At 73.7% G+C, this 25,327-nt stretch carries 25 protein-coding genes; 17 read left to right on the plus strand and 8 right to left on the minus strand.

The genetic code is table 11. From position 1 onward, the window contains the following. Positions 1–10: 10 nt before the first annotated feature. The 3 genes from atpD (at position 11) to G9H71_RS06350 (ending at position 2,539) form a co-directional block, all read left to right on the plus strand. Positions 11–1,462: a F0F1 ATP synthase subunit beta gene (atpD, locus tag G9H71_RS06340; protein ID WP_166279734.1), complete on the plus strand. Its 1,452-nt coding sequence runs from the start codon at positions 11–13 to the stop codon at positions 1,460–1,462. A gap of 220 nt (positions 1,463–1,682) precedes the next feature. After that, entirely contained in the window at positions 1,683–2,051 is a 369-nt protein-coding gene (locus G9H71_RS06345) for a F0F1 ATP synthase subunit epsilon (RefSeq protein ID WP_166279737.1), read from the plus strand. A 47-nt stretch (positions 2,052–2,098) separates the two neighbouring features. After that, the gene (locus G9H71_RS06350; protein WP_166279740.1) at positions 2,099–2,539 is read left to right on the plus strand and encodes a DUF2550 domain-containing protein; all 441 of its coding nucleotides are present in this window, start codon (positions 2,099–2,101) and stop codon (positions 2,537–2,539) included. A 109-nt stretch (positions 2,540–2,648) separates the two neighbouring features. Here G9H71_RS06350 and G9H71_RS06355 read toward each other — a convergent pair whose 3' ends face one another. Beyond that, the gene (locus G9H71_RS06355; protein WP_166279743.1) at positions 2,649–3,239 is read right to left on the minus strand and encodes a cob(I)yrinic acid a,c-diamide adenosyltransferase; all 591 of its coding nucleotides are present in this window, start codon (positions 3,237–3,239) and stop codon (positions 2,649–2,651) included. A gap of 15 nt (positions 3,240–3,254) precedes the next feature. On the opposite strand from G9H71_RS06355, the gene murA reads away from it, so the two are divergent. Then, positions 3,255–4,586, plus strand: coding sequence for a UDP-N-acetylglucosamine 1-carboxyvinyltransferase (murA, locus tag G9H71_RS06360; protein ID WP_166279746.1), 1,332 nt, complete (start codon positions 3,255–3,257; stop codon positions 4,584–4,586). A gap of 64 nt (positions 4,587–4,650) precedes the next feature. Here the strand turns inward: murA and G9H71_RS06365 are convergent, their stop codons facing one another. Then, positions 4,651–4,980: a hypothetical protein gene (locus G9H71_RS06365; protein ID WP_231134277.1), complete on the minus strand. Its 330-nt coding sequence runs from the start codon at positions 4,978–4,980 to the stop codon at positions 4,651–4,653. Between the two features lie 176 nt (positions 4,981–5,156). Here G9H71_RS06365 and G9H71_RS06370 point away from each other — a divergent pair, with 176 nt between their 5' ends. From G9H71_RS06370 to G9H71_RS06380, 3 genes are all read left to right on the plus strand, one after another. Then, entirely contained in the window at positions 5,157–5,465 is a 309-nt protein-coding gene (locus G9H71_RS06370) for an STAS domain-containing protein (protein ID WP_166279749.1), read from the plus strand. Positions 5,466–5,589: 124 nt separating this feature from the next. Then, positions 5,590–7,476, plus strand: a complete 1,887-nt coding sequence (locus tag G9H71_RS06375) for a Na+/H+ antiporter (RefSeq protein ID WP_331272791.1) — start codon at positions 5,590–5,592, stop codon at positions 7,474–7,476. 67 nt (positions 7,477–7,543) lie between these two features. Next, complete coding sequence (locus G9H71_RS06380; protein ID WP_166279755.1) at positions 7,544–8,188, plus strand: HD domain-containing protein; 645 nt, start codon at positions 7,544–7,546, stop codon at positions 8,186–8,188. A gap of 148 nt (positions 8,189–8,336) precedes the next feature. On the opposite strand, the gene nucS is transcribed toward G9H71_RS06380, so the two are convergent. Together nucS and G9H71_RS06390 are read right to left on the minus strand one after the other, a co-directional pair. Next, complete coding sequence (nucS, locus tag G9H71_RS06385; protein WP_166279758.1) at positions 8,337–9,011, minus strand: endonuclease NucS; 675 nt, start codon at positions 9,009–9,011, stop codon at positions 8,337–8,339. Positions 9,012–9,121: 110 nt separating this feature from the next. Beyond that, a complete protein-coding gene (locus tag G9H71_RS06390) occupies positions 9,122–9,553 on the minus strand; it encodes an STAS domain-containing protein (RefSeq protein WP_166279761.1) in 432 nt (143 codons plus the stop codon). A 101-nt stretch (positions 9,554–9,654) separates the two neighbouring features. Between G9H71_RS06390 and G9H71_RS06395 the strand changes: the two genes are divergently transcribed. The 4 genes from G9H71_RS06395 to G9H71_RS06410 all read left to right on the plus strand — a co-directional run bounded on the left by G9H71_RS06395 (position 9,655) and on the right by G9H71_RS06410 (position 12,480). Then, positions 9,655–9,942 carry a hypothetical protein gene (locus G9H71_RS06395; RefSeq protein WP_166279764.1) on the plus strand — a complete coding sequence of 96 codons (288 nt, stop codon included), beginning with the start codon at positions 9,655–9,657 and terminating at the stop codon, positions 9,940–9,942. 9 nt (positions 9,943–9,951) lie between these two features. Continuing rightward, positions 9,952–10,734: an alpha/beta fold hydrolase gene (locus G9H71_RS06400; protein ID WP_331272792.1), complete on the plus strand. Its 783-nt coding sequence runs from the start codon at positions 9,952–9,954 to the stop codon at positions 10,732–10,734. A gap of 324 nt (positions 10,735–11,058) precedes the next feature. After that, on the plus strand, positions 11,059–12,012 hold the full coding sequence (locus G9H71_RS06405; protein ID WP_166279767.1) for a tetratricopeptide repeat protein: 954 nt from the start codon (positions 11,059–11,061) through the stop codon (positions 12,010–12,012). A gap of 99 nt (positions 12,013–12,111) precedes the next feature. Further along, positions 12,112–12,480, plus strand: coding sequence for a phosphomannose isomerase type II C-terminal cupin domain (locus G9H71_RS06410; protein ID WP_166279770.1), 369 nt, complete (start codon positions 12,112–12,114; stop codon positions 12,478–12,480). Here G9H71_RS06410 and G9H71_RS06415 read toward each other — a convergent pair. The 4 genes from G9H71_RS06415 to G9H71_RS06430 form a co-directional block, all read right to left on the minus strand. Then, positions 12,465–13,046 (minus strand): metal-dependent hydrolase, encoded by a 582-nt coding sequence (locus G9H71_RS06415; protein WP_166279773.1) that lies wholly within the window; start codon positions 13,044–13,046, stop codon positions 12,465–12,467. The genes G9H71_RS06410 and G9H71_RS06415 overlap by 16 nt on opposite strands. Before the next feature lie 20 nt (positions 13,047–13,066). Continuing rightward, entirely contained in the window at positions 13,067–14,290 is a 1,224-nt protein-coding gene (locus tag G9H71_RS06420; protein ID WP_331272793.1) for a right-handed parallel beta-helix repeat-containing protein, read from the minus strand. Next, positions 14,287–16,257 carry a right-handed parallel beta-helix repeat-containing protein gene (locus G9H71_RS06425; RefSeq protein WP_166279775.1) on the minus strand — a complete coding sequence of 657 codons (1,971 nt, stop codon included), beginning with the start codon at positions 16,255–16,257 and terminating at the stop codon, positions 14,287–14,289. Before G9H71_RS06425 ends, G9H71_RS06420 begins: the two co-directional genes overlap by 4 nt. Positions 16,258–16,332: 75 nt before the next feature. After that, entirely contained in the window at positions 16,333–17,595 is a 1,263-nt protein-coding gene (locus G9H71_RS06430; protein WP_407939681.1) for a glycosyltransferase, read from the minus strand. 903 nt (positions 17,596–18,498) lie between these two features. Here G9H71_RS06430 and G9H71_RS06435 point away from each other — a divergent pair. From G9H71_RS06435 to G9H71_RS06460, 6 genes are all read left to right on the plus strand, one after another. Next, positions 18,499–19,716, plus strand: a complete 1,218-nt coding sequence (locus tag G9H71_RS06435) for a glycosyltransferase (RefSeq protein WP_166279781.1) — start codon at positions 18,499–18,501, stop codon at positions 19,714–19,716. 163 nt (positions 19,717–19,879) lie between these two features. Further along, positions 19,880–21,370, plus strand: a complete 1,491-nt coding sequence (locus G9H71_RS23485; RefSeq protein ID WP_166279784.1) for a CpsD/CapB family tyrosine-protein kinase — start codon at positions 19,880–19,882, stop codon at positions 21,368–21,370. After that, positions 21,367–22,230, plus strand: coding sequence for a glycosyltransferase family 2 protein (locus tag G9H71_RS23490; protein WP_166279787.1), 864 nt, complete (start codon positions 21,367–21,369; stop codon positions 22,228–22,230). Before G9H71_RS23485 ends, G9H71_RS23490 begins: the two co-directional genes overlap by 4 nt. Next, positions 22,227–23,573 (plus strand): hypothetical protein, encoded by a 1,347-nt coding sequence (locus G9H71_RS06450; protein ID WP_231134278.1) that lies wholly within the window; start codon positions 22,227–22,229, stop codon positions 23,571–23,573. Before G9H71_RS23490 ends, G9H71_RS06450 begins: the two co-directional genes overlap by 4 nt. A gap of 17 nt (positions 23,574–23,590) precedes the next feature. Beyond that, positions 23,591–24,655: a glycosyltransferase family 4 protein gene (locus tag G9H71_RS06455; protein WP_166279793.1), complete on the plus strand. Its 1,065-nt coding sequence runs from the start codon at positions 23,591–23,593 to the stop codon at positions 24,653–24,655. Continuing rightward, complete coding sequence (locus G9H71_RS06460) at positions 24,652–25,323, plus strand: glycosyltransferase (protein ID WP_166279796.1); 672 nt, start codon at positions 24,652–24,654, stop codon at positions 25,321–25,323. Before G9H71_RS06455 ends, G9H71_RS06460 begins: the two co-directional genes overlap by 4 nt. Positions 25,324–25,327 lie beyond the last annotated feature (4 nt).

The raw sequence follows: 25,327 nt of genomic DNA on the forward strand, positions 1-25,327 counted from the left end.
GGACACCACCATGACAGCCACCCTCGACGCGCCGACCGGCTCTGCCACTGGCGGGGCGACCGGACGCGTCTCCCGAGTCATCGGCCCCGTCGTCGACGTGGAGTTCTCCGCCGACACGATGCCCGACATCTACAACGCGCTCCACGTCGACGTGTCGCTGGGCGAGCTGTCCAAGACGCTCACGCTCGAGGTCGCCCAGCACATCGGCGACAACCTGGTGCGCGCGATCTCCATGCAGCCCACCGACGGCCTCGTCCGTGGCGCGGAGGTCACCGACACCGGCGGCCCGATCTCGGTGCCGGTCGGCGACGTCACCAAGGGGCATGTTTTCAACGCCCTCGGCGAGCCGCTCGACGTCGACAAGGCGTCGCTGCAGATCACCGAGCGCTGGCCGATCCACCGCAGCGCTCCCGCGTTCGACCAGCTCGAGTCCAAGACCGAGATGTTCGAGACCGGCATCAAGGTCATCGACCTGCTCACGCCCTACGTCCAGGGCGGCAAGATCGGCCTCTTCGGCGGTGCGGGCGTCGGCAAGACGGTGCTCATCCAGGAGATGATCTACCGCGTCGCCAACAACCACTCCGGTGTGTCGGTGTTCGCCGGCGTCGGCGAGCGCACCCGTGAGGGCAACGACCTCATCGGTGAGATGACCGAGACCGGGGTCATCAACCAGACCGCGCTCGTCTTCGGCCAGATGGACGAGCCGCCGGGCACGCGTCTGCGTGTGGCGCTCTCGGCGCTGACGATGGCGGAGTACTTCCGCGACGTCCAGAACCAGGACGTGCTGCTCTTCATCGACAACATCTTCCGGTTCACGCAGGCCGGCTCCGAGGTCTCGACGCTTCTCGGCCGCATGCCGAGCGCGGTGGGCTACCAGCCGACGCTGGCCGACGAGATGGGCGTGCTCCAGGAGCGCATCACCTCGACCCGCGGCCACTCGATCACCTCGCTGCAGGCGATCTACGTCCCGGCCGACGACATCACCGACCCGGCGCCGCACACGACGTTCGCGCACCTGGACGCCACAACGGTGCTCTCGCGCCCGATCTCCGAGCTCGGCATCTACCCGGCCGTGGACCCGCTGGACTCGACCAGCCGCATCCTCGACCCGCGCTACGTCGGTGACGAGCACTACAACACCGCGCAGCGCGTGAAGGAGATCCTGCAGCGCTACAAGGACCTGCAGGACATCATTGCGATCCTCGGCATCGACGAGCTGTCCGAGGAGGACCGGCTCCTCGTCAACCGCGCCCGCCGGATCCAGCGCTTCCTCTCGCAGAACACCTTCGTGGCCAAGGCGTTCACCGGCCTCGAGGGCTCGTTCGTCCCGATCTCGGAGACGATCGAGGCGTTCACGAAGATCGCCGACGGTGAGTTCGACGACGTGCCGGAGCAGGCGTTCTTCCTCTGCGGTGGCCTCGAGGACCTGCAGCGCAACGCCGACCAGCTCAAGAAGGCCTGACCCGCATCTGGCCTTGCCGGCGTGGGGCGCCGGGCGCGATCGCGCCCGGCCTCCGCACCGGCCCGACGCGCCGGCTCCCGGCTCGCCCCGTTAGGGGCGGCCGAGGGAGCCGGCGCGTTCACGTAGTTGCCAGTACCAGCGAATGGCGCCTACTCCCCGGCGAGCCGTCCGGGATCACAGGTAGGCTGCCCCCCACTCCGACACCGCTGAAGGAGCTGTCGTGGCCCTGTACGTCGAGCTCGTCTCGCCCGAACGATCGGTCTGGTCCGGCGAGGCGTCCCGCGTCATCACCCGCACGATCGAGGGTGACATCGGGATCCTGCCCGGCCACACGCCTCTGCTCGCGGTCCTCGCCAACGGCCTCGTCCGCATCGTGGCCGAGGGCGGCCCGGAGGTGCGGGCCGTCGTCCTCGGCGGCTTCCTCAGCGTCGCCGACGACCGGGTCTCGATCCTGGCGGAGTGGTCGCAGCCGGCCGACGAGGTCGACGTGGCCTCTGCCGAGGCGGAGCTGCGCCAGGCCGAGCAGGCCGGCGACGCCGATGCCGCGAGCCGCGCTCGCGCCCTGCTCGCCGCCGCGTCCGGCGCCTGAGGCGCGCACCGTAGGCGCGGCGGGACAGGGCTGAAAGGGCGCGGGCCGTGGACTTCCTCCTCGTTCTCGACGTCCTGGGCGCGATCCTGCTGCTGGCCGTCCTCGGCCTCGCCGCGCTGGCCATCCGCCGGCGCATGATCCAGCGTCGCGGCGGCACGTTCGACTGCTCCATGCGCAAGCGCTCCCGGCCGGCGCCCAAGGGCTGGATGCTCGGGGTCGGCCGCTACGCGACCGACACGGTGGAGTGGTACCGCGTCTTCAGCTACTCCCCGCGGCCCCGTCAGGTGATCGAGCGTCGCGACATCGTGGTGCTCTCGCGGCGGGCACCCGACGCCGCCGAGGCGCTGGCGCTGTTGCCCGGCGCCGTCATCGTCGAGTGCACCTCGGGCGGGCAGACCCTGGAGCTGGGGATGAGCGCGGACGCCCTCACCGGCTTCCTCGCCTGGCTCGAGGCGGCCCCGCCCGGCCAGCATCCCGTCGTCGCCTGAGGCGGTCGCGGGCCCGGCGGCTCCGTGCGAGCGTGGCGCCGCAGTGCGCGGTGCTCGGTGGCCGGTGCCCGGGAGGGTGACGTCTCTCCGGCTGGGCCGCCCGCCGATGTCAGCCGCCGGGCTTCCAGAGCACGTCCCCGTGCTCGAGGTTCGCGTGCCGGCACAGGATGAACAGCAGGTCGGAGAGCCGGTTGAGGTACTGCACGACAGCGGGGGAGACGCCGCCGTCGCCGGTTCCGAGCGCCTCCACCGCGGCCCAGGTCGAGCGCTCGGCCCGACGCGTGACGGTCCGGGCGACGTGCAGCAGCGCGGCCCCCGGAGTGCCTCCGGGCAGCACGAACGAGCGCAGCGGCGGCAGCGGCTCGTTGTAGCGGTCGCAGGCCTCCTCCAGCGCGGCCACGTACGCCGGGCGCACGCGGAGCGGTGCCTGCGGGTCGCCGTCCGGCGGTTCGTCCGCGGCCAGCGGGCGGCAGAGGTCTGCGCCCACGTCGAAGAGGTCGTTCTGGACGGCCGTGAGCAGCTCCACGACGTCCGGCGCGAGCCCGCCGAGGGCGAGGGCGACGCCGATCGCGCTGTTGGCCTCGTCGACGTCGGCGAACGCGGCCAGGCGCAGGTCCGTCTTGGGCACGCGCGTGCCGTCGCCGAGCGCCGTCGTGCCCGCGTCGCCGGTGCGGGTGTAGATCCGTGTCAGGTGCACCACGAGCGGGAGCCTACGATGCCGGGCGTGGAACGCTTCCGGGTAGAAGGCGGCGGCCGGCTGCAGGGCGAGGTCCGCGTGACCGGGGCGAAGAACAGCGTCCTCAAGCTCATGGCGGCCGCACTGCTGGCCGAGGGGGAGTCGACGATCGTCGACGTCCCCGCCATCCTCGACACCGAGATCATGGCCGAGCTGCTGCGTCGGCTCGGCTGCGGCGTGGAGCTCGACCAGGCGACGGACGGGGGGCCCGGGGCCGGCGGGTCCGTTCGCATCGACGTGCCGGCGGTGCCGGGGCACGAGGCCGACTACGACCTCGTGCGCCGCATGCGCGCGTCGATCTGCGTGCTCGGCCCGCTGCTGGCCCGCTGCGGGCAGGTCAGCGTCGCCCGGCCGGGCGGTGACAACATCGGCTCACGCCCGCTGGACATGCACATCTCCGGCCTCGAGCGGCTCGGCGCCACGATCGAGACCGAGCACGGCTTCATCGTGGCCAAGGCCCCGCGGGGGCTGACCGGTGCGCAGGTCTGGCTGGACTTCCCGAGCGTGGGCGCGACCGAGAACATCCTCATGGCCGCCGTGCTGGCCAAGGGCACGACGGTGATCGACAACGCGGCCCGCGAGCCGGAGATCGTGGACCTCTGCTTCATGCTCGAGCAGATGGGCGCCAAGATCGGCGGTGCCGGCACCTCGACCCTGGAGATCCAGGGCACGGACCGGCTGACGCCGACCCGCCACGTGTCGGTCCCCGACCGGATCGTGGCCGGCACCTGGGCGTACGCGGCGACGATGACCCGCGGGGACGTCTTCGTGCGCAACGGGCGGGCCGAGCACCTGGAGATCGCGCTCGACAAGCTCGTGCGCTCCGGAGCGACGGTCGAGCGGGTCGCCCCGGGCGAGGGCGACGAGGGCGGCTTCCGGGTGCGCATGGACGAGCGGCCCAAGGCCGTCGACGTCGTGACGCTGCCGTTCCCCGGCTTCGCGACCGACCTGCTGCCGATGGTGCTCGCGCTCAACAGCGTGGCCGATGGCGCTGCGATGGTCACGGAGAACGTCTTCGAGGCGCGCTTCATGTTCGTCGACGAGCTGGCCCGGCTGGGCGCCGACGTCCGCACCGACGGCCACCACTGCGTCGTACGAGGCAAGGAGCGGCTCTCGGGGGCCCCCGTGCGCGCGCACGACATCCGCGCCGGCGCGGGGCTGATCATGGCCGGGCTCGTCTCCGACGGCGTCACGACGGTGAGCGACGCCTACCACGTCGACCGCGGCTACCCCGGCTTCGCCGAGCAGTTGCGATCCCTCGGCGTGGACGTCACGCGCGAGACCGACCCGGACGCCCTGCTCGAGGGCTGAGGGCGACGGGCGCGGGTGGCGGGCCCGTCCGCCCGCGAGCCTCGGCCAGGCGGTGCCCGACCGGTCAGCCGGACAGCCCGGCCAGGACCCGACGGGCCTGGCGCTCGTCGCTCGCGAAGACCATGAGGCGCGGCCCGTCGGTCGTCGTCGCCAGCGTGGCGCGCAGCCCGGCGTCGTCGAGGGTGCGCCGGAGCAGCTCTCCCTGGACGTAGGTCTGGGGGGCAGCGACCGCGACGAGCAGGCCGTAGTCGCCGGCGCCCCCGGGCCGCGCGGGCCGGGCGACGACGGACTTGCCCCGGCTGAACGCCCAGCGCAGCAGCAGCGCCAGCACCCCGACGACGAGGAAGGACATGACGGGGCCGAAGAGGTAGGAGTAGCTCTGCCAGGCCGGCACGCCCCCATTGTCCTCCCTGCGGCCGGTGATCGCCGGGCGAGGACGCTTCAGCCGGTGCCGCGACACGCCGAAGGTGTGCGTTGGGACAGACGCACGGAACCCCCGCGTACCGTCGAATGCAACCCATCGCGCCTCCGGCGCGTCTACAAGGTGTGGGAGAGCGGCGAGGAGCGATCATGCAGATCCGGGTCTGCACCGGCAGCGAGGTCGTGCTGGCCGGCCGTCTCGACGCCTCGACCGTCGGTGACGTGCGCACCGCGCTGCACCGTGCGCTCGACGCCGGGTCCGGGCAGCTGCTCGTCGACGTGTCCGAGGTGGAGGTCGCCGACGCGACCGGCCTCGGCGTGCTCGTAGGTGCCCACCGCAAGGCCGAGCGGCTCGAGCGCTCGCTCGTCCTGCGCGGCGTGCCTCCCCGCCTCCAGCGCCTGCTCCGCGCGACCCGTCTCCACCGCATCCTGCGCGTCGCGGACTACGCGCTGACCTGACACGCCTGCCTCGCCCGGTGCTCCTGCATGGCGCGCCGGGGGCGGGAAGCTGCCGACGTAACCTCCCTCGGGCAGGATGCCCCGACGTGACGGCCGGTCGCGGCCGGTTCCCGGGGAGGTCGGAGTGGAGTCGCACAGCGACGTTCTGTTGCTGGTCGTGGGCGTCGCCGCCGCGTACGGCCTGGCTCGGCGGGTCGGGGTGCTGCCGCCGCTGCTGCTCACGGTGGTCGGCGTCGTCGTGTCGTACGTGCCGGGCGTCCCCGACTACCACCTCGAGCCCGAGGTCGTCCTCGCGCTCTTCCTGCCGCCGCTGCTCTACTCCGCGGCGATCTCGACCTCGTTGCCGAGCTTCAAGCGCAACCTGCGCCCGATCGCGCTGCTCGCGGTGGGCCTGGTCGTGTTCACCACGCTGTCGGTCGGGTTCGTCCTGCACTGGGTGCTGCCGGAGATCCCGCTGGCGGCGGCCCTCGCCCTCGGCGCCGTGGTCGCCCCGCCGGACGCGGTGGCCGCCACCGCCGTCGCCCGTCAGACCGGGCTGCCGCGCCGGCTCGTGAGCCTGCTGGAGGGCGAGAGCCTGGTCAACGACGCGACTGCGCTGACGATCCTCAGCGTGGCGTCGGCGGCGATCGTCGACCCCGGGACGCCGGGGCCGGTGGACGTGGCGTGGGAGTTCCTCGTCGCGAGCGTGGGCGGGGTCGTCGTCGGGGTCGCGGTGGCGTACGCCATCGCCCTCGTCCGTCGGCACGTCGACGAGCCGCTGATGAGCTCGACGCTGTCGCTGGTGACGCCCTTCGCCGCGTGGGCGCTGGCCGAGGAGATCCACTCCTCGGGCGTGCTCGCGGTCGTGGTGGCCGGGCTGATCCTCGGGCACAAGTCGCCGCAGCTGCTGTCGGCGGAGGCACGGCTGCAGCAGCGGGCGATCTGGGAGACCGTCGAGTTCCTGCTCCAGGGCGTGCTGTTCGCGCTCGTCGGGCTGCAGCTGCCGTTCCTGGTCGAGCAGCTCGACGAGGACCTCTCCACGGTGGTGACGGCCACGCTCGTCGTCGTCGGGGTGGTCCTGCTCGCCCGGCCGGTCTGGGTCTTCCCCGCGACCTACCTCACCCGGCTCGTCCCGCGCGTACGCCACAACGACCCGCCGCCGACGCCTAAGGTCCCGGCGGTGATCTCCTGGGCCGGCATGCGCGGGGCGGTGTCGCTGGCCGCCGCGCTCTCGCTGGAGGAGGAGACCCCGCACCGCGAGCTGCTGGTCTTCGTCACGTTCGTGGTCATCGCGGTGACCCTCGTCGGGCAGGGCGCGACGCTGCCGATGCTGATCCGCAGGCTGCGCATCGAGGGCCCGGACCCGGTCCAGGACGCGCTGCAGGAGGCATCGGTGAAGCAGGACGCGGTCCGGGCTGCGGAGGAGGCGCTGGACCGGCTCGTGGCCGAGCACCCGCTCCCGCACGGGGTCGAGGAGCGGCTGCGCCAGGGCGCCGACCACCGGGCGATGGCGGCGTGGGAGCGGCTCGGCGCGGGCGGCGGTGCCCACGCACCGGGGGAGGAGGCAGTGGAGACGCCGTCGGAGGCGTACCGCCGCGTGCGGCACGCCATGCTCGTCGCGGAGCGGGACGTCCTGGTGAAGGCGCGCGACGAGGGCCGGATCGACGACGAGGTGATGCAGGCCGTGCTGCGCGACCTCGACCTCGAGGAGACCCTGCTCAGCGGGGTCGACGAGCGCCGGGGCGGCCGCCGGCAGGAGTCCACGGTCCTCATGGACGCGTGCGAGCACCTGGCCACCGCACCGGCGGACGCGGTGCCGTCGACGACCCAGGGCTGCGAGGACTGCCTGCGCGAGGGGACCGCCTGGGTCCACCTGCGCCTCTGCCTCGGCTGCGGCCACGTCGGCTGCTGCGACTCCTCGCCGCGGCGCCACGCGACCAAGCACTGGCAGACCGACGCCCACCCGGTCATCCGGTCGTTCGAGCCCGGGGAGGACTGGCGCTGGTGCTACGCCGACGAGGTGGTCAGCTAGCGCCTCCGCCCGACTGGGCGTGGGCGGCGCCGCGCCGTGGCCCAAGCCGGGCTGGGAGGATCACGACGTGGACAACACCGGCCTCGTCGTCGACCGCAGCCCGCTTCCCCCCGAGATCGACGGGCGGGTCGCCGCCCAGCTGACCTTCGTCGCCGAGGCGGACCGGCTGAAGACCGTGCTGCGGGCCTCCCCGCTCGCGGCGGCCGACCGCCGCGAGAACGACGCCGAGCACTCGTGGCACCTGGCCCTGATGGTGCTGCTGCTGGCCGAGCACTCCGACGAGCCGATCGACGTGGGACACGCGCTGAAGCTCGTGCTCGTGCACGACCTGGTGGAGGTCTACGCGGGAGACAGCCCCGTCTTCGACGCAGCGTCCGTCGTTGACCAGCACGAGCGCGAGGCCGCGGCCGCGGACCGGCTCTTCCCGCTGCTGCCCGCGGACCAGGCACGCACGGTCCGCGAGCTCTGGGAGGAGTTCGAGGCCGGGGTGACGCCCGAGGCCCGGTTCTGCAAAGCGATGGACCGGCTCGAGCCCATGCTGCTCAACTGGCTGAACCGGGGCGGCACGTGGCAGATGCCGGGCGCCACCGAGGCGACGGTGCGCGCCCGCGAGGCAGGGGTCGTCGCGGCGTCATCATCGCTCGGTGCGGCCGCGGACCTGCTGGTGGAGCACGGCCTGCGCAACGGGTGGATCCGCCGCTCGCCCTCCTGACGCGGGCCGACGGCCGGCGTACCCCCGGGTGGGAACGCGCCCGGCCCCGGCAGGGCCCACCGCCGCACTCCGAGCGCCAGCCCGCCGAGCGGGAGACCCTGCGCGCCAGAGGTCGACGGTCCCCGGCGACGGCCCCGCGATGGCCCGTTCAGAAGAGCCGCGAGCTCGGGTCGTCCATGCCGCGCAGCAGGTCGTAGTCGAGCACGACGCAGGAGATGCCGCGATCGGTCGCGAGCACCCGCGCCTGCGGCTTGATCTCCTGCGCGGCGAACACGCCGCGCACGGGCGCGAGCAGCGGGTCGCGGTTGAGCAGCTCGAGGTAGCGGGTCAGCTGCTCGACGCCGTCGATCTCGCCCCGGCGCTTGATCTCGACGGCCACGGTGGCGCCGTCACTGTCGCGGCAGAGCAGGTCCACCGGGCCGATCGCAGTGGGGTACTCGCGGCGTACGAGCCGCCAGCCCTCGCCGAGCATCTCGGGGGAGTCGGCGAGCAGCTCCTGCAGGTGCGCCTCGACGCCGTCCTTGGTCAGGCCGGGGTCGACGCCCAGCTCGTGCGAGCTGTCGTGCAGCACCTCCTCGACGGTGATGACGAGCCGCTCGCCGGCCTTGTTCTCCACCGTCCAGGTGCCGCTGCCGTCCTCGGCGACGTCCTGGCGCAGCGTGCACGGCGGGCTCATCCAGTTGAGCGGCTTGTAGGCCCGGTCGTCGGCGTGCACGGACACCGAGCCGTCGGACTTGAGCAGCAGCAGCCGCGGCGCGCTGGGCAGGTGGGCGGTGAGGCGGCCGACGTAGTCGACGCTGCAGCGGGCGATGACGAGACGCACGGGGCGCCACGGTAGCCGCCCACCGGCGCTTCACCCGGGAACGGCAGGGGCGTGCCCGGGAACGACGTGGCCACACCGCGGGAGACGCGGCGCCGGCTCGCACGCCCCGGTCAGGCCGGGCTCGGCTCCAGCAGCTCGGCGAGCCCGAGCAGGGTCAGCAGCCGGGCGACCGCGGAACTGGCCGACGGCAGCACGAAGGCTCCGCCGCGGCGGGCGAGCACGGCGCGGGCGTGCAGCAACGGGGACACCCCGGCCGCATCGATGAAGGACACCTGCGCGGTGTCGACCACCAGGCGGTCGACCCGAGGCGTCCGCCGCTGTCGCAGCAGCCGCTCCAGGACGCCCTGCAGCAGGCCGCTCGTGGCCAGGTCCAGCTCCCCGCGCAGCCGGACGGTGACCGTGCTGCCCGCGTCGTCGACGTCGAGGCCCAGGGTGGCGGACCCCTCGTCGGGGGAGCCCGGTGCGCTGGCCCCGTCCTGCGCCGCGCCCTCCCCGACCAGGTCGGGAGGGAGCACCGTCAGGGGCTCGAAGAGGCTTCCCATGCCAGGAGCGACGAGCCGCGACGATCAACGGTTCCCGGTCGTGGCGGTCGTCACCCCGTCCCGGCGCCCGGCGTCCGTCCCGCGCCCGGACAATGGCAGGCATGGGCCGCCGCTTCACCCGCCGCGAGCCGGCGCCCCGCCCCCTCGGCCCGGGCCCCGGCGCGGACCGCGTGGAGGAGCTCGACGGCGAGGAGTGGTACGTCCGCAGCGTCACCGGCGCGGCCGCGACGAAGACCTACCGCTGCCCAGGCTGCGACCACGAGATCCTCCCGGCCACCCCGCACCAGGTCGCCTGGCCGGTGCACGGCGGGCTGACCGAGCGGCGCCACTGGCACTCGGCCTGCTGGCGGGCGCGCGGCCGGCGGCGCCCCTCGGGCCGCCGTCACTAGGCTGCGACCGTGAGCGCGCACGAGCCTCCTCCCGCCCTCGTGCTGCTGCACGCCTTCCCGCTGTCCCCGCGGATGTTCGACCAGGCCCGGCTGCTGCTCGAGCCCGACGTACGCGTGCTCGTGCCCGGCCTCGCCGGGTTCGGGGGCACCCCCGTCCCGGCCGCCGGCCCTTCGCTCGACGTGCTCGCCGACGAGGTCGCGGCCCTGCTCGACGAGGCCGGGCTCGCGTCGGCCGTGGTCTGCGGGGTCTCCATGGGCGCCTACGTCGCCCTCGCCCTCGCCCGCCGCCACCCGGCGCGGCTGCGCGGCCTGGTGCTCGCGTCCAGCCGCGCGGGCGCCGACGCGCCGGAGGCCCGCGAGCGGCGCGAGCGCATCGCCCGGGCCGTGCTGGCCGAGCGCGACGTACGCGTCCTGCACGAGGAGGTCGCGCCCGGCCTGCTCGGGGCCACGACGCATGAGGTCCGCCCCGACGTGGTCGAGGACGTGCGCCGGCTGGTGGGCGAGGCGCCGGTCGAGGCCGTGGCCTGGGCGCAGCGCGCGATGGCGGCCCGCCCCGACTCCACCGACGTGCTCGCGGACGTCAGGGTGCCGGCCCTCGTGCTGGTCGGCGAGGAGGACGCCATCGTGCCGGTCGACGAGGCGCGGGCGATCGCCGCGGCGCTGCCCGTCGGCCGGCTGATGGCCGTTCCCGGCGCCGGCCACCTGGTCCCGCTCGAGCGGCCGGCGGAGTTCGCGGCCGCTGTCACGCAGTTGGTCCAGCAGGTCGTCGCGCAGCGCGGTGGTCCCGCGTAGCGCGGTGGTCCCGCGTAGCGGCGTGGTCCCGCGTAGCGGGCCGCCAAGGGGGTGCGGCGAATGACGGCTAGAGCCAGAATGACTGGTGGAAAGCCCAACTGCCCTGGAGAGTGATCCGTGCTCGGACTACTCGCGGCGCTGCGACGTCGGCGCGGGCGTCCCTGCAGGGCTTGTGGCAAGCCGCTCGAGACCGGGAGATTCTGCGACATCATCTGCCGCGGGGACTGGGAGAATCGCCTCTCAGCTGGCGACGGATAGAGCACCAGGCGCGAGGACCTGACCCCGACGTCGATCTCTGACGCTGCAGGGAGGGAGGATGGCCTCATGACGCAGCCGACCTTCAACGCGTACGGCGCGGTCGACCTCGGCAAGCTGGCGGCCCGCTCGGCCGCGCCCGCCGCAGGCGCCGCGCGCGCGGGCAGCCCCGACGGCGCGCCGGCGGTGGCCGCCGGCTCCTACGTCGTCGACGTCACCGAGGCCGACTTCCAGGCCGTGGTCCTCGAGCAGTCCATGACCGTCCCGGTGGTCATCGACTTCTGGGCCGACTGGTGCGGCCCGTGCAAGCAGCTGAGCCCGGTCCTCGAGCGGCTGGCGGCCGCCGGCGAGGGGCGCTGGCTGCTGGCCAAGATCGACGCGGACGCCGAGCAGGGGCTGGCGGCGGCGTTCCGGGTGCAGAGCATCCCGTCCGTCTTCGCGGTCGTCCGCGGGCAGCCGGTGCCGCTGTTCCAGGGCGCGCTGCCCGAAGCGCAGGTGAAGCAGTTCCTCGACGAGGTGCTGCGGGTGGCGGCGACCGCGGGGGTCACGGGCCGTCTCGCGTCGGCGGCCGGCGCGGGCGACGGGGACGCCGGCCACATCGAGCCCGAGGGCGACCCGCGGCTGGACGACGCCTACGACGCGGTCGAGCGGGGCGACCTGGACGCGGCTGTGGCGGCGTACTCCGCCGTGCTGGCCGACACCCCGGACGACGTCGAGGCGAGGACCGGGCTGGCCCAGGTCGAGCTGCTGCGTCGGGTGCAGGACAGCGACCCTGCCGCGGTGCTCGCGCGCGCCGCACAAGCGCCGCAGGACGTGTCGGCCCAGTGCGCCGCCGCCGACGTCGAGCTGGCCTCGGGCCGGGTGGAGGAGGCGTTGCGCCGCCTCGTCGACACCGTCCGGATGACCAGCGGGGCCGAACGGGACACCGCGCGGGCCCACCTGCTCGGCTTCTTCGAGCTGCTCGGCCCCGAGGACCCGCGGGTCCCGGCGGCCCGGCGCGCGCTCGCGTCCGCGCTGTACTGAGCTTGTCCTCACGGGGTGTCCTTCGCCGGTTCGGCCGTCTCAGGCGCGCGAGCCGCTTACCCTTCTTAGGTACCAGCGGGGAACGCGAGGAGGACAGACGTGACGGAGCAGGTGGCCGAGCGCCCCGAGGCTCTGGTGGATGAGCGGCCATGGGGACGTTTCGAGCGGCTCGCTCTGAACGAGACCGTGACCGTCAAGGTGATCACGGTGGAGCCGGGCCACCGGCTGTCGCTGCAGCGCCACACCACCCGTGACGAGTCCTGGCAGATCCTGGACGCCGGCCTCTACGTCGAGATCGACGGCAAGCGCTGGTCGCCGGTCGTGGGGGAGCAGGTCTGGATCCCGCGCGGCGTGACCCACCGGGTCGGCAACGACGGCACGGCGTCGGCGCGGTTTCTCGAGGTGGCCTACGGCTGGTTCGACGAGGACGACATCGAGCGCATCGAGGACGACTACTCGCGGGCCTGAGCCCGCAGCACCCGCCCCGGCCGCGCCACCACGAGCGCGGCCGCGGCGGTGAGCGCGCAGCCATAGGCGACGTACGGGATCGTGACGTGGCGCGGCGTCAGCGGCCACCAGAGCGCCACCGGCGCCGTGGCCAGGTCGCGCAGCAGATGCAGAGCCACCCCCGTCGCGATCCCGGCAGCGACGACGCGCAGCCGGCCGCGTGCCGCGAGCGCGACGAGCGCCGCCAGCGCCAAGGTCGTCATCGAGTGCGGGTAGGGCCGGGGCGTACCCGACGTCAGCACCTGGGAGTCGAAGACCGCGTCGGGGACGTGGTCGGCATCGATGAGCACGGACGCGGCGAGCGCCACGAGCACGTAGGCCCGGGGGAGCGGTCGCGGCCAGAGGGCCGCCAGCGCCGCGAGGCAGAGCGCCGCCGTCGTGAAGTGAGCGGGCTCGTCGACGAGGCCGAGCACGACGTACGACGGGGACTCGGCCTCGACGAAGCGGTCGATCAGCAGCACCAGGGCCAGCCCGAGCGCGGCCGCGAGTACGACCGCTCTGGGCCGCAGCCGCGGTGGAGGGGCCACCCTTCCCGGCTGCGCTGCCGTCACCGGCAGGCGACGTTCGCCAGGCCCTGCTTCGCCCCGGAGGCCTTGTTGTCGCACGAGACCCGGTTGTCGTTGACCGGCGTCAGCGAGAACCCGTGGCCCGGGCCGTTGACTCGCGCGACGTTGTCCCGGAAGACGTTGCCCTGGCCCCAGCCACCGAGGATCTCGTGGGTCTGGAAGCCGTCCTCGGGGCTGTTCACCCCGGTGTTGCCCTGCACGACCCAGTCGTTGCCCTTGACGTCCACCCACGAGTCCGCGCCGGCCTCGTCGATGGCGGACCCGTCGAAGGTGTTGTCCACGAGCTTGCCGCCGGTCGTGCCCTCCTTGATGTCCACCGCCTCGGCGGTCGTCTCGGAGATGGTGTTGCCGCGCACGACGTTGCGGTCGGAACGGTCCGGCTCGCAATCGGTGATGTCGCACCAGTTGCTCTTGGCCGTGCCGATGTAGATGCCCTCGCCGTACTTCGGCTTGCGCAGCCCGGTCCGGCGGACCGTGTTGCCCTCGACGAGGTTGTCGGTCGAGAACCCGCGCAGGTGGATGGCCTCGTCGCCGATGTCCTCCACCGTCAGCCCGGAGATCACGGTCGAGACGGCGCCGTCGGCCATGACGCCCTTCTGCCCGTCCCGCACGGTGAACCCGGCGACCCGCCAGTGCGAGACGCCGTCGAGGTGCAGGACGTAGTCGTCGTCCGGCCCGTTGCCCTCGAGCACGGCGTCGGCCGGGCCGCAGAGCGCGATCGGCGCGTCCTGCGTCCCCGCACCGGTCGCGACGAAGGCGCCGTTGTAGGTGCCGGGAGCCAGCGCGATGCTGTCACCGGCCTGCGCCGTCGCCAGCGCGTCGGTCAGCTCGTCCGCGGTCGCGACGGTGACCGTCGGGTCCGGGCACGAGGGGTCGCCGGCGCCCGCGACCTGGTCGCCGGGCGAGGGGTCGCTGTCGCCGGAGGGGTACGGCTCCGGGGTCGACGGCGGCTCGTACGCCCCCGTCTCCTCGGGCGCGGGGACGGCGTTGTCGTACGCCGTCGCAGAGGGGGTCGGGGACGGCGACGGCGAGGCGGCCGGCTGCGGCCCGACCGCGCGCAGGTCGGCGCCGACGTCGTCGGCCGCGTCGTCCGCGAGCGCGCTGGCCCCGAGCAGGAGGACGGCCGTGGTGCCGGCCCCGGCGAGGAAGGGCAGCACGGACTGGCGTGACGGCCGCTTGAGCTGCCGCCCGAAGAGCAACGTCACACGATCGCCATGTCGTCGTCGTGCGTGCTCCCACCGGTCCGCTTGGTCCCGTTGGCCTTGCGGATGTCGATGGTGCGGGCCGCCGGGCGGGAGACGACCTCCTCGCCGTACGCGGTGGCGGCGGTGACCTGGTGCGGCAGCTGCGCGGAGTACGGCGCCCCCATCACGCCGCGGGCGCGGCGGCCGCGGGCGGCGGTGAAGAGGATGAGGAAGGCGATGAAGAGCCAGATCAGCGTCATCGGGTGGATCCAGCTCTTGAGCTTGACCCAGATGCTGCTCGTGTCGACCCAGCTCGAGGTTACGTTGTCGCTGACCTCGACCTTGCCGGACGAGCGGTGGTCGTCCAGCGCGCTGGACCCCTCGCCGGCGAGGAAGTTGTTGGTGATCGAGGAGCCCGCGACGGCGCCGACGAAGGACACGCCGTGGCCGTCGGCGTCCTTGACCGTGTTGCCGAGCACCTCCGCGACCGACCCGCGGACGTAGATGCCGGTGGTGCCCCCGCTGATCGCGTTGCCGCTCACGGTCGCATCGGTGACCCCGTCGCGGACCGAGACGGCGTGCCGCGCGTTGTCGACCAGCCGGTTGGCGGTGACGCTGACCTTGCTCGCGGCGGACCGGACGACGATGCCCATGTCGTTGCCGGTGATCTCGTTGTTGTTGACGTCGAGGTTGACGCCGCCGACCACTTCGATGCCGTTGTGCGCGTTGTTGCGGGAGTAGCTGTTGGCGACCGTGTTGGAGCCCCACGGCTTGGTCTGCGCACCGGTCACGGACGGGCCGTCGGCGAGCGCTTCGCCCGACAGGTAGAACCCGTCGCCGCGGTTGGCCTCCGCGATCGAGTCCTGGATGTTGATGTGCTGGGCGGCGCGCGCCAGCGTGAACCCGGTGCCGCCGTTCAGCTTGGACGTCATGCGCTCGATCGAGCCGCTGGAGACGTAGCGGTGCAGGACCAGCCCGTCGACGAGGCTGCGCTGGATCACCGTGTCGGTGATGTTGAGCGACTTGGCGCCAGAGACGAAGAGGCCGAACGCGTTGCCGGTGAAGGTGCTGTCGGAGACCTCGCCGGAGACGAAGGTGTCCTCGTCGGTGGCGAACTCGGGGTCGTCGAGCACGTTGAGGTCGGTGATCCCGTTCTTGGCCAGCACGTCGTTCTGCGCCTGCTCCTGGCGGCGGGCGTCTCGTGCGGCGTTGCGCTCGGTCTTGCCCGAAGGCTTCGCGGGCTCGCCGGAAGCGATGCGGGTCGGGTCGATGGAGTTCGAGCGGTCGGTGCCGGTCAGGGCGACGCCGGCGGTGGAACCGCTCCAGAAGCCGAGGTCGGAGAAGTCGGCGTGCCGGACCATGACCTCGCCGCCGATGGCCCTGATGTAGGCGCGGCCGTCGTTGGTGAGGGTGTCGGGCTCGTTGGCCTGCGGGTCCCAGCTCTGGACGACGAGCGGCTTCTGCTCCGTGCCCGACAGGTCGAGCGCGCCGCCGATCGAGACGATGCTGACGAAGGTGCCGTCGGCACCGCTGCGCATGCGGATGGGGCCGCTGGCACCACCCAGCGAGAGCGTGGACTTCGGCGGCAGGAAGAGGTTGTTCTCGAGCAGGAGGCCGCCGTCCGCCTGCTTGGTGAGGATGCCGACGGCGAGCAGGTCGTTCACCGTGTACGCGGCGCGGTTGGTCTTCGGGATGAGGATGACCGTGTTGTCGTTCGGCTCGTCGAGCTTGGGCTTGCCCGCCCGGTAGGTGTCCTGGTCCTGCCAGCGGATCAGCGAGACCTTCTTCCGGACCGCGAGGATCCGCTCCTCCTCGGCCTCGACCAGCGCGGCCTCATGGTCCGCGTCGCCCTGGTACGTCGCCGGCGGAGCGGCGTCCCACGGCTTGGCGTCGGCCGCCGAGGCCGTGCCGGCGGCGGCGCCCCCCAGCGCCACCGAGCCGAGCAGGGTCAGGGGGAGCAGCGCGCAACCGCGGCGCAGAAGGGACACGAGCATCGTCCTACCTGTTGATGTTGGCGCGTGCAGGGGGTTCGCCGGGAAGTACGCCATGTGGGCGCGCGAGGTTCAGGCCGGCTCGGGGGCGAGGGTCGACGAGCCCTGGGCCTCGGCGCCCACGGAGTCGGCCGACCGGGTCAGCCAGCCCTGCTTGTTCATGGTCACGAACGCGTAGAGCTTGATCGGCAGGGCGATGAGCACGACGACCACCGCGACGACCGGGAGCAGGAGGAGCTCCTGCGGGTGGCGGCGCAGGTGCGCGGCGCCCCGGATGCCGCGGCCGACGAGCAGCCAGGCGGCGGCCAGCAGGATGCCCATGCCGACGCCCGAGCTGAAGTCCAGACGGGAGAAGAGCAGGTAGGTGATCGTCAGGCCCATGGTCAGCGGCGTGAGCAGGATCTGCAGGACGGTGACCTTCGTGATGAAGGGGACTCGCCAGAGCCAGCCCTTCCACAGCGCGGTGAGGTAGGTGCGGTAGGAGTTGCGGCTCCACCGGATGCGCTGCTTGGCGAAGGCGCGGAACGTGTCGGGGAACATCGACAGGGCCTTGGCGCTGCTCTGGTGGACGGTCTTGAACCCGGACGCGAGGACCAGCCAGGTGAGCCGGCCGTCGTCACCGGACACGCACCGCTTGCCGAGGAAGAACTCGTGCTCGAGGTGCTGCAGGACCGGCAGGACGGCCGCGCGCCGGTAGACCGCGGTGCGCCCCGACACGCAGGCCACCGCTCCCGCCCGGCCCATGGCCGGGACGTAGTCCAGGTAGCGCAGGTTGACCAGCCAGTCGGCGACCCGCCGCCAGATGCTGGTCGTGCGCTGGTAGACGTTCTGCTGCGTGCTGACCGCGCCGACCTTCGGGTCGACGAACGGCATCTGCACGGCCTCGAGCAGGCCCGGGCGCCACGAGGTGTCCGAGTCGCAGAGGATGAGCAGCTCGCCCTTGGCGGCGCGGATGCCGACGCCGAGCGCCGAGCGCTTGCCGTGGTGGGCGAAGCGGATGACGCGCAGCCGGGGGTCCTCGACGGTGGCCAGCGCCTCCATGCAGGCGGCGTCGGCGACGTCCACGACGACCAGGACCTCGGTGGGGTCCTGGGCGAGCCAGGAGCGCAGGCAGCGCAGCAGCGTCTCGGGGTCCTCGCGGTAGGACGGGACGACCACGGAGGTGGTGGTGCGGTAGTCGTTCACCACGGGGTGCGCTCGCCGCGACAGCACGAAGCGGTAGATCCAGAGCGACCAGACCACGAGGCCGGCGACCCCGACGGGCAGGACCTCTTTCCAGGAGCCCTGCCCGAGGTCGTGGAGGACCTCCGCGAGCGTCGTCTGGACAGCGTCCAGCAATGGAACGCACCCCCTGGGGTCGGCGTCGTGTTCGTCGGAGTCGAGGAAGACCCTACGGTCCCCTCCGGCAACCGAGAACGATGTTACGGACTGTTCATGCGCTTGCCAGGTGCCTTCGGGTGAGTCACCCAAAGTGACCACGGGCGGGGTCCAACACGGTCCCGAGTGTGTGTAACGGACGTGTTTCGGGTGTCTGCTGACGCTCAGGCAACTCTCAGTAAGCGGTCGGAGGGGTGCGCCTGCGGTCGTCCCCGACCAGGGGGCCGATGTCGCCCTGCCAACCGTGTGAGCGTGCCCGCGAGTGACTCTCCGCGGCGCCCGACGGGTGGGGCGGCCCGGTGCCGGAGTGGCGTCCGTCACGCTCCGGCCGTGTCCGTCGACCCCTCCGGATTAAGTCTGCGTGAACCCTCGGCGCTGCGGCCTGTCCCGGGATGGCCATGTGCGCGAGGACCGGGCAAGGTGCCGTCCCGGAGTGCACAACCAAGGCCGTGCAGCTTCGGTGACCATGTCGCGACGGAGAGTGATATACGGAGGTCGACGGTGCCAGCCTGGATGCCCGCCGTGCCGTCGTCGCGCAGGGGCAGGGCGAACGCACGCGAAACCCACTCCTCGAGTGGTGGAAAGAGGTCACTCGGTGTCGCTGGGTCCTGACGCACTGTCTATTCCGCATGGTGTGGCAAGGCACGTAGATTGGCCGCGGTCGGACAAGCTGGGGTGTGCGCCAAAGCGAGAGGGATTTCCCGCCGGTGGGGAATTGGCGGCTTCGACCGCACTCGTGCCGCTACGGCAGGCAGTGCGCCGACGGTGACGGCACCGCCGCTGAACCGGGGTGACGAGGGGGCGTCAACGCGCTCCGACGGTCGCGCGCGAACCGTCGGAGCCACGGAAGGGGCAGGCGCAATGAGGGTTCTGCACGTCAGTCAGCCCGTCGCGGAGGGCGGTGTCGCCCGGTGGGTGAGCCTGCTCGCCCGCGATCAGACGGCCAGGGGCTGGGACGTCCACGTCGCCTCTCCGGTCGTCGGGTCCTTCCGGCAGGACGTGCACCGGCTGGGATGCACGCACCACGACTGGCGCGCGTCGCGCTCGCCGGGCCCGGCGTCCGTCGTGGAGGTTCGCCGGCTGGCCCGGGTCATCGAGCGGGTTCGCCCGGACGTGCTCCACCTGCACAGCAGCAAGGCCGGGCTGGCCGGTCGGCTCGCGGTGCGGGGGAGGACGGCCACGATCTTCCAGCCGCACGCCTGGTCCTTCCAGGCCATCACCGGGCCGATGGCGTCGGCCGCCGCCGGCTGGGAGCGCGTGGCCGCTCGCTGGGCGCACCGTGTGGTCTGCGTCAGTGAGCACGAACGCCAGGTTGGGCTTGCGAGCGGCATCAGCAGCGACCGGCTCGAGGTCATCGCCAACGGCGTCGACTCCGAGGAGTGGCCGTACGCCGACGGGGCCGCGCGGGCGGGCGCCCGCGCCGCGCTCGAGGTCCCGGCCACCGCGCCCATCGCGGTGTGCGTGGCCCGGCTGGTGCGGCAGAAGGGCCAGGACCAGCTGATCTCGGCCTGGGCCGCGGTCCGTGCCCGGGTACCCGACGCCCTGCTCTACGTGGTCGGCGACGGGCAGGAGCGTGAGCGCTTCGCCGAGCTGACGAGCAGCGTGCCCGGGGCGACCCTGGTCGCCGAACGGCAGGACGCTGCGGGCGTACGCGCCTGGATGACCGCCGCGGACGTCGTCGTCTTCCCGTCCCGGTGGGAGGGGATGGCCCTCGCCACGCTGGAGGCCGCGGCCACCGGCCGGAGCGTCGTCGCGACGGACACCGGCGGCATGGCCGAGATCCTCGGCACGGGCGCCGCCGCGGGCGGAGCCGTCGTGCCACTGGACGACGAGGCCGCGGTGGTCGCCCGGCTGGCCGAGGCCGTGGCCGACCGGCTGGGGGCGCGCGTGATGGCCGACGCGGAGGGCCGGCGCGGGCGTCGGCGGGTGCAGGAGCACTTCTCGCTGGAGAGGGCGCTGGCGCGCACCGCCCAGGTGGCGGACGAGGCGTACCTGCGGGCCAACGGCCGTGCCGTCGCTCCTGCCGTCATCGACCTGCGCGAGCGGGATAGGTCCGCGAGTGTGCGGGGGCAGCGATAGCGGCCGCGGGCCGCTCGACGTCCCGGCGACCGACGGAGGGGACGGTCGGCGCGACGCGGGGAGTGGCGGCTTCTGCACCTGTCGGGCGACCGCGCTGGACAGAATGCTCGCGCGGTAGGCGCCGGCTGGCCGGCCCGCAGGAGAACATCGGGAAAGGCACGAGATGACGACGACCACGGCAGGCGCGGCCCCGCCCTCCCGGCCCTTGCTCGACCGGAGGGCCCTGCGCCAATGGCCGGTCGTCCTCGGCGCCGCCGTGCTCGGCGCCGTCGCAGGCGTCCTGCTGCAGCTCGCCCAGGCCGACACGTGGACGGCCTCGACGCGCATCGACATGGCACCCGCCCAGAGCCTGTCGTCCCCGGACCAGACCGACCGGCTGATCCAGGCCGAGCTGCTCTACCTGACCGGCCCGGCGGGCGCCCAGGCGCTCGCGGCCGCGGTGCCGGACGCAGCCGACGTCGCGCTCAGCGCGCGCCAGGTCGGGCTGACCGACCTGCTCGAGGTGCAGGCGACGGCGCCGTCGCGGGACGCGGCGGAGGGGGCGGCCACGGCCGGCGCACGGGCGGTGGAGGAGCACGTCCGCCAGGGAGTCCAGGAGCGGCTGACCTCCCTGCAGCAGGAGTTCTCCGACGTGTCCGGGCGGCTGGCCGCCCTGCCGGCGTCCGGCGGGAGCGACGACGTCCGGCTCGAGCGGGCAAGCCTGCAGGCGCAGTACGACGCCCTGCTCGCCAGCCTGGCGCAGGCCCGGGTGGCGGCCAGCAGCCCGCAGACCCAGCTGGTGGACGGCGCTGCGGCGCTGGTGGCGCAGGACAGCGCGTCGCCTGCCCGCGGGGCGGCGCTCGGCGGCCTCCTGGGGGCCGTCGTGGGGCTCGCACTGGTGCTCGTCCGCCGCCGCGTCTGGCGGGTGGACGACGCGGAGGACCTCGAGGCGCTGAACGTCCGGGCGCTCGGCGCCCTGCCCACGTCCGGAAGCGAGGCCGTCGACCTGGCCGCGCTCCGCGACCGGCCCGCGGGCGACCCGGTGGAGTCCGCTGCCCGGCAGGTGGCCGGCCGACTGCTTCCCGTACGCGGGCGCGTGGCCCCGGTCGCCGTGGTCCAGGCGCTCGAGGCCGGCGCTTCGGCGGCCGCGTCCTCGGCCGCCCTGGACATCGCGGTCGCGCTCGCGCGGCAGGGCCCGACGGTGCTGGTGTGCGCCGCGGACGTCTACGAGCGGCGCATCGGGCGCTGGTTCAACCTCACCGACGACGCCTACGGCCTGGCCGATCTCAAGTTGGGCCAGGGGGCGCTGCCTCCCGCGGCGGAGATCCTGCAGCCGACGGGCGTGTCGGGCCTGTTCCTCCTGCCGGCGGGCAAGCCGGGCCCACGGGCGGTCGACCTGGCCGAGGACAACGTCGCCGGGCCGCTGCTGCAGACGCTGCGGGACGCGGACCTGTCCGTGGTCGTCGACGCGCCGTCCGCGGACCGCTCCGTGCTCGTCCACCGGCTCGCCGCGCTGGCCCCGGCCGTCGCGCTCGTGGCCCTCGCGGGCCGGACGCGCGTCGACGTCCTGGAGCGAGGCATCGAGGACCTCACGGCGTCCGGCGTCGACCCCGCCGGGGTCGTCGTGGTCGGCTCGGCCGGTGCGCGTCGCATCGCGCTGGGCAAGCACCGGTGAGCGACCTCGCCCTCTCCCTCGTCGTCAGCACTGTGGGGCGTCCGGCGGAGCTGGCCCGCCTGGTCCGCAGCGTCGAGGTCTCGACAGCGGCGTCCGAGGTCGAGCTCGTCGTCGTCGACCAGAGCGATGACCGTTCCTGCCTGCGCATGCTCGAGGCCGCCCCGCCTCGCGTCGCGTGGACCGGCACCACGTCCGGCAGGGGCCTGTCGGTCGGGCGCAACGTGGGGCTCGCACGAGCCACAGGCCAGGTGGTCGCCTTCCCTGATGACGACTGCTGGTATCCCGCTACGGTCCTAGCCTCGGCCCTGCAGCGCCTTCGGGCGGAGCCGGGCCTGGCCGGGCTGTCCGCGCGGCAGGCGACCGAGGACGGTCGGGACTCGATGCTGCGCTGGCACCGGGAGCCGGGCGCGGTGACCGGGCGCAACTTCTTCCACACGATGATCTCGAGCACCCTCTTCCTGCGCCGTTCCGCGGTCGACCGCGCGGGCGGGTTCGACGAGACCCTGGGGGCCGGCTCGGCTGGGCCCTGGCGCTCGGGCGAGGAGACCGACCTGGTGCTGCGGATCCTCGCGCTGGGGCTGGAGGTCGCGTACGACCCCCGGCTCACGGTGCTGCAGGACGAGCCGCGTGACGAGCCCGACCCCCTGTTCGCCGAGAAGATGGCGGGGTACGGCGCCGGGCTGGGCCGGCTGTGGCGGCTGCACAGGCTCTCCCCGCCGGTCTTCGGCTACCTCGCCGCCCGGAAGCTCGCCGGTGGGGCGGTGCGTACCCTGCGCGGCCGCCCGGACCTCGGGCGCTCCGATCTGGCCTACGTCCGCGGGATGCTCGCCGGCGTCCGGTCGCCTGCTCCGCGGCGGTGAGCGTGGCGTCCTCCCCGAGCACGCGCCGCGGGCTCGTCTGGTGGCTCGCGCCCACCGGCGCGGCCCTGCTCGTGCTGCCCGGCTCGCTGTACCTCGCCTGGGCCGCCGACGACACCCGCTACCGTCTGGCCTGGCGGGTCCCGAAGCTGCTGACCGACTCCACCGTCCTGCTGCTGCTCGTGGCGATCCTGCTGCTGGTGGCCGGCAGCCTCTGGCCGCTGGCGATGGCCCGCCGGCAGGTGCTGCCCGGGCCGTGGCCGGCGCTGCAGCCGGGGGCTCGCCGCCTGCTGGTCCGCGCGGAGCGGGTGCTCTTCGCCGGCACGATGCTCGGCTACGCGGGCCTGCTGCTGGCCGGTGTCTCCCGGGGGGTGACCCCTGCCTTCGCGATCCAGAGCCTGTTCGGCTCGGGCTCGTCCGACGACCTCAAACGCGCCTTCAGCCCGATCGCCGGGGTCACGACCTTCACCCAGCTCGGGATCCTGCAGGTGGTCGTCGCCTGCCTGCTGCTGGCCGCCGGTGGTGCACGCGGTGTCCGCCCCCGACTCGCCGTCGTCATCGCGCTGGCGACACTGCGGGCCTTCGCCCTCAGCGAGCGGCTCGCGCTCCTCGAGCTCGCCCTTCCCGCGGGCGCCGTCGCGGCGACGGCGCTCTACACCCGCGGCTCGCGCCTCACCCGCGGCCTGGTGCTGACTGCGCCACTGGTCTTCGCGCCGGCGGTCGTCGGCCTGTTCGCGGCGTCCGAGCGGCTACGCAGCTGGCGGTTCTACTCGACGCACGGCTACTCGTCGTTCTCGACGTTCATCACCGACCGGTTCAGCGGCTACTACGCCACGTCCTACAACAACGGGCAGCTCTCGCTGGACGCGGCGCCCTTCCCCGGCCGCCTCCCGTACGACAACCTGATCGCCCTCTGGTCGGCACCCGGGGTCGAGCAGGCCCACGCCTACACCCGGCTGTCCGGGCAGGACGCCTCAGCGGTGTTCCAGACCGCGCTGGCGCAGCAGGCCAACCCGGAGTTCAACAACCCCGGTGGGCTCGCGGCAGCGTTCGTCGACTTCGGGCACACCGGCGGGCTGGTCTACTTCCTGCTCGTGGGAAGCCTGCTCGGCCTCGCCTATGTCGCCTTCCTGGCCGGGCGGCTCAGCGGCCTGCTCGTCTACCCCGTGCTCCTGACCGGGCTGCTCGACCTGCCGCGCTACGTCTACTGGACGCAGGGCCGCGTGCTCCCGGCGTTCCTCGCCGCGGCCGTCGTCCTCGTGCTCAGCAGGTCGAGAGGCCGAAGGCAGCGCGAACGGCGCGCGTCCGCAGCGCTCCACGGGGCACCGAGAGAGGCACTGGCGTGAGACCGCTCCGTTGGCTGATGTTGGCTTCGCACATCCCACCCTCCGGGGCGGGCGGCGGGATGTTCCGCTACGTGGTCGAGCTCGCCCGGGCGCTCGCCGAGCGCGACGACGTCGAGCTGCACGTCGTCTGCGCCAAGCCGTCCACGGGGTTTTTCGAGTCCTTCCTGGGCGCGGGGCGTGCCCACGCGCTCCCGGCGCTGCCCACGGTGGCGATGTCCGTGGTCGAGCGCGAGCTGCTCGACCGGCTCGTGCTGCAGGCGGGGTTCGACGTGGTGCACGGGACCAAGCACCTGCTGCCCCGGCGCTCGGCCGGCGCGCGGCGGCTGTTGACGGTCCACGACATGATGCCGATGGACCGGCCCGCCGACTTCCGGCGGGCGAAGCGCACGCTGATCCGCGGCCCGTACTTCGCTTCGATCCGCAGCTCCGACGTCCTCGTGTCGGTCTCGGCCGCCACCCGCGACCGGCTCTGCGCCTACCTGCCCGAGGTCGCAGACCGCGTCCGGGTCGTGCCGCTCGCGCCGTCGCAGGCCATGCTCCGGGCGGCGCCGACGCCGGTAGAGGGCCTGGTGCCCGGGCGGTTCGTCCTCGTCGTCGGCGACCCGTCGCCACGCAAGAACCTCGCGCTGCTGACCCAGGCCTGGGCCGGCGTCCGCCGCCGCCACCCCGACGCCGTGCTGGCGATCCTCGGCCCGTCCGGCTGGGGCACCTCCGGCTACGGCTCGCAGATGGCCGCGCTGCAGGAGGCCGGGGCCGTACGCCTGCTGGGGCACGTGGATGACGGTGCGCTGCGCTGGGCCTACGAGCACGCGGCCGTCGTCGCGCTGCCGAGCCTGCTCGAGGGGTTCGGGCTGCCTGCCACCGAGGCGGTCGCGTTGGGCACTCCGCTGCTCACGTCGGAGGACCCCGCGCTGTGCGAGGTGAGCGGTGCCGGGGGCACGCACCTCAGCAGCCTGGACGTCGAGGGATGGGAGCGCGCCCTGAACGACCACCTCACCGGAGGCGCCGCGCGACCCGCCCTGCCGCCGGCGCGGACGTGGGCCGAGGTGGCGGCCGAGACCGTGGCGGCGGTGCGCGCATGAGCCCCCACACGAGCCCCGGCACGAGCAACGGCATCGTCGGGGTGACCGGTTGCCCGCCGTACTCTGCCCGGCTGCGGGTGCTTCACGTGGTGGGCACGGCCGACCCCCAGCTGCGGGAGTTCGTCGACGCCGTCGCACGGCACCAGCAGGCGGGCGGCTGGGACGTCTCCGTCGCCTCGCCCACGCCCGCCGGGCCGGCGGACGGCTGGCACGAGTGGCCCGTCCTCGACACGCCGCGCGCGGTGCCCGCGGCTGTTGCGTCGCTGCGCCCGCTGCTGTCGGGCGTCGACCCCGAGGTCCTCGTCCTGCACGGCGCGGGGGCGGGGACCGCGGGAAGGCTGGCCGCCCGCGGTGACCGGCCCACGGTCTATGTGCCGCACCGGACCGGGTTCTTCGCCGGCGGCCGGCGGCTGCGGCCGGTCGACCGGCTGTGGGAGCGCAGGGCCTGCGGCTGGACGAGCGCGCTCGTCCTGCTGGACGCCGCACAGGCCATGGCCGCCACGGCAGCCGGGATGACAGCACCACAGTTCGTGCTTTCCGCTTCTGCCGAGACTGTCGACGGCAGCTACGCGGCGCTGGCGGCGATCGTCGCCCGCGCCCACGTCTTCGGCACGCCGGCGGTGACCTGGTCCCCGGAGGCGCGCGGCGGCACCGCGCCGCGCCCCTGAGGCC

Source organism: Motilibacter deserti (genome assembly GCF_011250635.1).
Lineage (GTDB): Bacteria > Actinomycetota > Actinomycetes > Motilibacterales > Motilibacteraceae > Motilibacter_A > Motilibacter_A deserti.